This is a genomic window from Erythrobacter sp. (assembly GCF_023653175.1).
Taxonomy (GTDB): domain Bacteria; phylum Pseudomonadota; class Alphaproteobacteria; order Sphingomonadales; family Sphingomonadaceae; genus Erythrobacter.
Genome location: NZ_JAMNXL010000182.1, coordinates 1 through 7128, shown reverse-complemented (window position 1 = coordinate 7128; position 7128 = coordinate 1). Strand labels below are relative to the sequence as shown.

7 protein-coding genes are annotated in these 7128 nt (G+C 67.6%); 2 read left to right on the top strand and 5 right to left on the bottom strand.

Going from position 1 to position 7128, the window contains the following annotated elements:
• The 3 genes from NBV68_RS16040 to NBV68_RS16030 all read right to left on the bottom strand — a co-directional run.
• The coding region (locus NBV68_RS16040; protein ID WP_296311659.1) for an RsfS/YbeB/iojap family protein at window positions 1-275 on the bottom strand (275 nt) is incomplete at its 3' end.
• 102 nt (window positions 276-377) lie between these two features.
• A complete protein-coding gene (locus NBV68_RS16035) occupies window positions 378-1058 on the bottom strand; it encodes a nicotinate-nucleotide adenylyltransferase (protein WP_296311655.1) in 681 nt (226 codons plus the stop codon).
• Window positions 1059-1063: 5 nt separating this feature from the next.
• On the bottom strand, window positions 1064-2353 hold the full coding sequence (locus NBV68_RS16030; protein ID WP_296311651.1) for a glutamate-5-semialdehyde dehydrogenase: 1290 nt from the start codon (window positions 2351-2353) through the stop codon (window positions 1064-1066).
• Between the two features lie 268 nt (window positions 2354-2621).
• On the opposite strand from NBV68_RS16030, the gene NBV68_RS16025 reads away from it, so the two are divergent.
• Both NBV68_RS16025 and NBV68_RS16020 read left to right on the top strand, forming a co-directional pair.
• Window positions 2622-3803: a M23 family metallopeptidase gene (locus NBV68_RS16025; RefSeq protein WP_366068483.1), complete on the top strand. Its 1182-nt coding sequence runs from the start codon at window positions 2622-2624 to the stop codon at window positions 3801-3803.
• A gap of 10 nt (window positions 3804-3813) precedes the next feature.
• A complete protein-coding gene (locus tag NBV68_RS16020; RefSeq protein WP_296311648.1) occupies window positions 3814-4203 on the top strand; it encodes a polymer-forming cytoskeletal protein in 390 nt (129 codons plus the stop codon).
• Between the two features lie 202 nt (window positions 4204-4405).
• On the opposite strand, the gene NBV68_RS16015 is transcribed toward NBV68_RS16020, so the two are convergent.
• Together NBV68_RS16015 and NBV68_RS16010 are read right to left on the bottom strand one after the other, a co-directional pair.
• The gene (locus tag NBV68_RS16015; protein ID WP_296311646.1) at window positions 4406-6088 is read right to left on the bottom strand and encodes an AMP-binding protein; all 1683 of its coding nucleotides are present in this window, start codon (window positions 6086-6088) and stop codon (window positions 4406-4408) included.
• 114 nt (window positions 6089-6202) lie between these two features.
• The gene (locus tag NBV68_RS16010; protein WP_296311644.1) at window positions 6203-6940 is read right to left on the bottom strand and encodes a DUF1013 domain-containing protein; all 738 of its coding nucleotides are present in this window, start codon (window positions 6938-6940) and stop codon (window positions 6203-6205) included.
• Window positions 6941-7128: the final 188 nt, after the last annotated feature.

Below are 7128 nucleotides of genomic sequence, written 5' to 3'. Positions count from 1 at the left end.
TAGCCGGCCTGCTTGATCGTCTCGGCGAGCTTCTGTGCCATCGACGCGACCTGCCGGGTCGAGCGCCCGCTCGCGATCACCATGTGATCGGCGATCGAGCTCTTGCCCTCGAGCGGGATGGTCACGATGTCCTGCGCCTGATCATCGTCAAGCTGCGACAGCACCAGCTGATGGAGCGCGTCGGGGCCCACCTCAGGCTTGCCCAGCAATTGGGCGAGCTTGGCGGCGACCTGCGTGGCTCCCAGCGGAAGCGATGCGACAAAGGCCTCGTTCATCGGCAATCGTGTATCTCCAGAGTGCGGGGCGATGGAAGCCGGCATGACGCAGACCGGCCGTGGGACGAGCCAATATCCTGGCCGAAACGCTGATGGCGCGCTTCATGCGTCCTCCCATGACCGGATGCTGCGGAATGTCAGCCGATCGCGCACCGGTGCGTCATGATGTGCGCCAGCCGATCCCTGTCCGAGCAACTGCTCGGCCCACCCGGCATGAGCACGGCGGATTGCCGTGGCCGAGCGGTGGTCGGGATCGAAACGCAATAACACCAGGGCCGGTGCGCTCCACTGCCCCCTTGTGCGAAAACCGGCAGCGGGCACGATATAGCGCCGGAGCCAGGCCATGGCGGGGCTCGTCATGGCGGCCGCATCATACCCCGGACGCGCGATCACCGCAATCGGCATTGTCCGCGCAATCCGCCGCCAGCCCTTCCAGAGGTGAAATTGCGCAAGATTGTCGGCCCCCATCAGCCACACGAAGCGCCGCTTGGGATAGCGCCGGACAAGCTTCCTCAGCGTGTCCACCGTGTAGCGGGTGTCGAGATCGAGTTCGATCGCGGAAGGCACGATCCGCGCGCGCCGCGCCTGCTGTTCGGCGGAGCGCAGGCGGGCCTTCAGCGAACCCATGTCGTCCTGCGGTTTCAGAGGGTTGCCGGGCGAGACCAGCCACCAGGTCTCGTCCAGCCCGAGGGCCTCGGCGGCGAACAGCGTGATGCGCCGGTGTCCGCCGTGCGCGGGGTTGAAGCTGCCGCCGAGCAGCCCGGTCAGTTGCGGTCGAGACATGGGCTCTAGGGGCGGATCTGCCCAACCCCGCGCACCTGCCACTTGTAGGTGGTCAGCCCCTCGAGCGCGACCGGCCCGCGCGCGTGGAGCCGCCCGGTGGCGATCCCGATCTCGGCGCCGAGGCCGAACTCGCCCCCGTCGGCGAACTGCGAGGAGGCATTGTGGATGACGATGGCGCTGTCGACCTCGGCGAGAAAGCGCTCGGCGACGGCCGCGTCGGCGGTCACGATCGCTTCGGTATGGTTCGAGGAGTGGCGTGCGATGTGGGCCAGCGCCGCGTCGATCCCGTCGACGCAGGCGACCGAGAGGATCGCATCGAGATATTCGGTGTCCCAATCGTCATTACTGGCGGGAATGACGCGCGGGTCAAGCGCGGCGGTGCGGGCGTCGCCGCGCACTTCGCATCCCGCATCGATCAGCGCGGCGACCAGTGCGGCAGGGGCAGGGTAGGCCGCGTCGATCAGCAGCGTCTCCATCGACCCGCAGATCCCGGTCCGGCGCAGCTTGGCGTTGACCGCGATGGCCTCGGCCATGGCGGGGTCGGCGGCGGCGTGGACATAGGTGTGGTTGATCCCGTCGAGATGGGCGAGCACCGGCACCCGCGCCTCGGCCTGCACCCGCTCGACCAGGCTCTTGCCGCCGCGCGGTACGATCATGTCGATGAGCCCGCTCGCGGTGAGCATCGCACCGACACAGGCGCGGTCCTGCGAAGGGACGAGCTGCACCGCCGCAGCCGGAACGCCGCCCGCAACGAGCCCCGCTACCAGCGCCGCGTGGATCGCGCGGTTGGAATGGACCGCCTCGCTCCCGCCGCGCAGGATCGCGGCATTGCCCGCGCGCACGCACAGCGCGGCGGCGTCGGCGGTGACATTGGGGCGGCTTTCGTAGATGATCCCGATGGTGCCGACGGGCACGCGGATGCGGCTCAGCCTGAGGCCGTTGGGCCGCTCGGCGGAATCGATCACCACGCCGACCGGATCGGGCAGATCGGCCACCGCCGCCACCGCATCGGCCACGCCCGCGAGCCGCGCTTCATCGAGCATCAGCCGGTCGAGCATCGCGCCCGAAAGCCCGCGCGCCTCGCCTGCGGCGAGGTCCGCAGCGTTGGCCGCCAGCACCTGCGGCGCGGCCGCGCGCAGGGCTTCGGCCGCGCGGTGCAGCGCGGCGGCGCGCGCGGCGCTCGTCATGGCGGCAAGCTGGCGCTGCGCGGCGCGCGCATCGCGCGCCAACGCTGTCACCAGCGCCGCCGGATCGGCGGCCTCGGCAGGCGGATGAACTGCGGTCATCTTGGTCATGAACCCGCCTCTAGCACCGCGCGGCCCGCCTGTCAGGCCCGGCTCCGAAAGGTGCGTCCAAACCAGCGCAGGCCCCCCGATTCGCCGCAGGGGAAAGGCCGATTCGCCGCAGTAATACGCCCGCGTCTTTCAGTCGTGCGGCAGCGCGGATCGCTTCGCCGTGATTCCGCATCAACTCACCTAGGAGTGCAATATAGGATTCGACCATAAGAGGCCTCCCTGATAACTCCGCGGCCCGGGGCACAATAACAACACCGGGGCCGCAATCTTGTCATTCAAAGATACCGCACATGCGTGGGGCGACCGGCTGCGGCAATGGTTCCCCGACCGCGAGTTCTTCATGCGCGCCGATGGACAGGTGCGCTTCATCAAGGTCTCCTCGCAGCTCCAGATGCGCGTCGCCGGCGGCGTCGTGGCGGTCGCCTTTCTGTGGCTGGTCGCGCTCGCCGTGATGGCCTGGGGCCAGTACCGTGCCGAGGCCGATCTTGCCTCCTTCGTCGAAGAAAAGGCCCGCGTGGCCAAGGCGGGCGAGCGTATCAAGGAATATGGCGGCAATCTCGACAAGGTGGTCGAGGATCTGAACGAGCGGCAGGACTTCCTCGACGAGATGGCCCGGATGCTGCCCGAAGACATGGTGCGCGAAGGCGCAGCGAGCGGGACGATCAGCGATTCGACCCGTGAGGCCAGCGAGACGGTCAAGAAGGTCAGCGCGCTGATCCCGCAGGCCAAGGGCCTCGCCGAGATCGAAGCGCGCCAGCTTGCCTTCGTCGAACGCCTCACCCGCTTCGCCGATGCCCGCGCCCGCCGTGCCGAGGCGGCGATGCGCAAGCTCAATCTCGATCCCAAGTCGATGACCCGCGACACCCAGCAGGCGATGGGCGGTCCGTTCGAGGCGCTTCTGGGCGGCAGCGACGATATCGACCCGCGCTTCGAGCGACTCGGCTTCAGCCTTGCGCGCATGGCGGTGCTCGAACGCGCCCTGGACGGCATTCCGCAGGTGGTTCCCGCTTCGGTCGAGAATATCACCTCGGGCTTCGGCTACCGCCGCGATCCCTTCAACGGCCGGGGCGCGATGCATGCCGGGATCGACTTCAAGGGCGCGATCGGTTCGCCGATCTTCGCCGCTGCCGATGGCCGGGTGACCTTCGCCGGGCGCAAGGCGGGCTATGGCAACGCAATCGAGATCACCCATGGTAACGGGATGTTGACCCGCTACGCCCACTTGTCGCGGATCGACGTGAAGGTGGGTCAGGCGGTCGCGGCGGGGGCGACGATCGGCGGGCTCGGCTCGACCGGGCGCTCCACCGGGCCGCACCTGCATTTCGAAGTTCGCATCAATGACCGCGCGGTCAACCCGCGCCCGTTTCTGGAGGCTGCCCCCGATGTTCTCAAGGAAGTCCGCGCAGCCGGACCCGGTTTCCCAGCCCGCTCCGCAAGCGCGGCCCGCTAACAGGAGCAGCATGATGGCCTCTGGCTCGACCTTTTCGGTGATCGGCGCGGATGTGACCATCACCGGCAATCTCGGCGCTTCGGCCGATCTGCATATCGACGGCACGGTGCTCGGCGACATCACCTGTGCGAGCCTGGTGCAGGGCGAGAAGAGCAGCATCAGCGGCGCCGTGGTGGCAGAGACCGCGCGGCTTGCGGGCAAGGTGACCGGATCGATCACCGCGCGCGAGCTGGTGATCCTCAAGACCGCCCGGATCGAGGGCGATGTCCATTACGATGCGCTGACCATCGAACAGGGCGCCGAGGTCGACGGGCGGTTCGCCCCGAACGGCCGTGCAGCAGCAGCAGCTGCCCCGGCTGCGAAGCCCCTGCTCGAAATGGGCGCCGAAGCTGCGGAATAGGCGTTCGGGGCAGCGCCCGGCCGCTCCCATGCAGGGGTTGCGGCGTTGCCGTGCGAAGGGCGGTCGTTGTCATCTCGTCATGGTGTGGTTGTCCGCTCATCGGCGACCCGTCACGCGGTGATCGGGGCGGGATCCCGCCCTTGGGCCTGCCGCTTTCGGCACCAATGTTTCACGTGAAACATTCGGCGAACGTTGGCGGCGTCTAAAGCACCTCGGCCCGCAGCGTCTTGCGATCGAGCTTGCCGATCATCGTCTTGGGCAGGCTTTCGCGCACCACCACCATGTCGACCCGCTCGTGCTTGCCGATCTTCGCGTTGAGCCAGTCGGCCAGCTCCGCGCCGGTCGCGGTGGCACCGTCGTTCAAGGTGACATAGGCGCGCGGCACCTCGCCGCGGTATTCCTCGGGCACGCCGATCACCAGCGCCTCCTTGACCGCAGGGTGTTCGAGGATCACGTCCTCGACCACGCTCGGGAAGACCTTGAAGCCGCCCACCGCGATCATGTCCTTGATGCGGTCGACGATTTCGAGGAACCCTTCCGCGTCCACCCGCGCGACATCGCCGGTGCGCAGATAGCGCTTGCCGGCGAGCGCGACGAAGCTGTCGGCATCGGCCTCGGGGCGGTTCCAGTAGCCGCGCATCACCTGCGGCCCGTAGACCGCGAGCTCCCCAGGCTCGCCTGCGGGGGCGAGCTTGGCGGGGTCTTCCTTGTGGAGCAGCACCACCTCTGTCCCCGGCACCAGCTGGCCGATGGTGCCGCGTTTGCGGGTGCCGTCATAGGGGTTGGCCGAGACCACGCCGGAGCTTTCCGTGAGGCCATAACCCTCGCAGATGCGCACGCCCGTCACTGCCTCGAATTTTTCATGGACCGGCCCCGGCATGGGCGCACCACCCGAGATGCAGACCTTCAGGCTGGAAAGATCGGTCTTGGCAAGGTCGGGGTGATCGAGGATCGCCTGGAACATCGTCGGCACGCCCGGGAAGCCGGTGCAGCGGTAGCGCTGGATCGTCTCGAGCACTTGCTTGGTCTCGAACCGCGGCACCATCGCGATCGACGCGCCGGTCACCATCGCGTGATTGAGCAGGGCGGTGTTGGCGAAGACATGGAAGAACGGCAACGCCCCCATGAACACCTCGCCGGACGGATTGCCGAAGGGGTTGATCGAAGCGACCTGCTGGGCGTTCACCGAAAGCTGGTCATGCCCGAGCATCGCCCCCTTGGGCCGCCCGGTGGTGCCGCCGGTATATTGCAGCAGCGCGAGGTCATCGGGGGTAACTTCGACCGGGGCCGGGGCGCGGTCGGGGGTCATGTCGGCCCAGCTGCGGACGTTCGCGCCATAGGCGACATCGGCGATCTGCTCGCGCTTCAGCAGTTTGAGCGCGATCCCCTTGTACCACGGCAGCTGGTCGGCAAGGCTGCCCACCACCAACGTCTCGAGCGCCGAGGCGCCCAGCACCTTGCTCGCTGTCTTGTAGAGTTCGGGCACGTCGACGGTCACCAGCACCCTGGTGCCGCTGTCACCCACCTGCCAGCTCAATTCCTCGACCGAATAGAGCGGCGAGAAGTTCACGACCACCGCACCTGCCATCATCGCCCCGTAATAGGCGGCGGCATAGATCGGCACGTTGGGCAGGAACAGGCCGACCCGGTCGCCCCTGACGATGCCGAGCGCCTGAAGCCCGGCGGCGAAAGCGACGGCCTGCTTGTGGATGTGCGCGTAGGTGTAGGTTCGCCCGAGAAAGTGCAGGAAGGGCGCTTGGCGGTTGGCCGCAAGGGTGCGTTCAAGCAGCGCCGGGAGGCTCGCCGGTGCGAAGGTGGTGCCGAGCGGGGTCGGATGGTGATAGGCGGGTGCGAGGTCGGGCGCGACGGAGCTACTGACAGTCATGTCAGTTAGTGTGACGCACAATCGCCTGTCGCACAAGCGAAACTGCGGACACGCCCTCGCGAAACAGCAAGCCCGTCACCCCGTGCTAAACACGGCGTGACGGGCTTGTGATGATCAGATGAACCCGCTCTCGGGATCGATCTTCTTTTCCTCGGCCTCGGCGGCGCGGCGGGCGGCGAGCCATTCTGCGGCCTCGGCCTCCTGGGCAGCCTGAGCGGCGGCCTTGTGGGTCGCGTCGCGCTCGGCGCGCAGTTCCGCGATCAGGTTTTCGCGGTCGTTGCGCTCGGGCTTGGGTGCGGCGTCGGCGTCCTCGGTGATCCCGGCGCGCTTGGCGGCCTTGGCGACCATCGCGTCGAGTTCACGCTGCGAGCACAGGCCGAGCGTCACCGGATCCTTGGGCTGGATGTTCTGGATGTTCCAGTGCGAGCGGTCACGGATCGCGCCGATGGTGTTGCGGGTGGTGCCGATCAGCTTCGAAATCTGCGCGTCCGACACCTCGGGGTGATGGCGCAGGATCCAGGCGATGCCGTCGGGCTTGTCCTGCCGCTTCGACACGGGGGTGTAGCGCGGGCCCTTGGTGCGGGTCACCTCGACCGGCGCCTTGTGCATCTTGAGCGAGTAGGTGGCGTCGTTCTGGCCCTTCTCGATTTCGCCCTGCGTCAGCTCGCCCGAGTGCACGGGGTCGCGCCCGGTGTACTTGCTGCCCGCAAGGTCATCGGCCATCGCCTGCACTTCGAGGATGTGGAGGCCGCAGAACTCGGCGATCTGCTCGAAGGAGAGCGCGGTGTTGTCCACCAGCCAGGTCGCGGTGGCATGCGGCATCAGCGGCTTGGGCTGATCCTTGGTCGCCATGGGAAATCTCCGTTGAAAATAGAAGGGCCGCCCCTTTCGGAGCGGCCACCTTGGGAGCGCAGATAGGCGAATTGCCGCGAAACGGCAAGAAATGGATTCGCTTGTTTGCGTGCCACCTTTCGGTGGCACAGACCTCCCGCCCCGCCTCCCCACCCGGCCACCATAACATAGTGGTACTATTGGTGGCC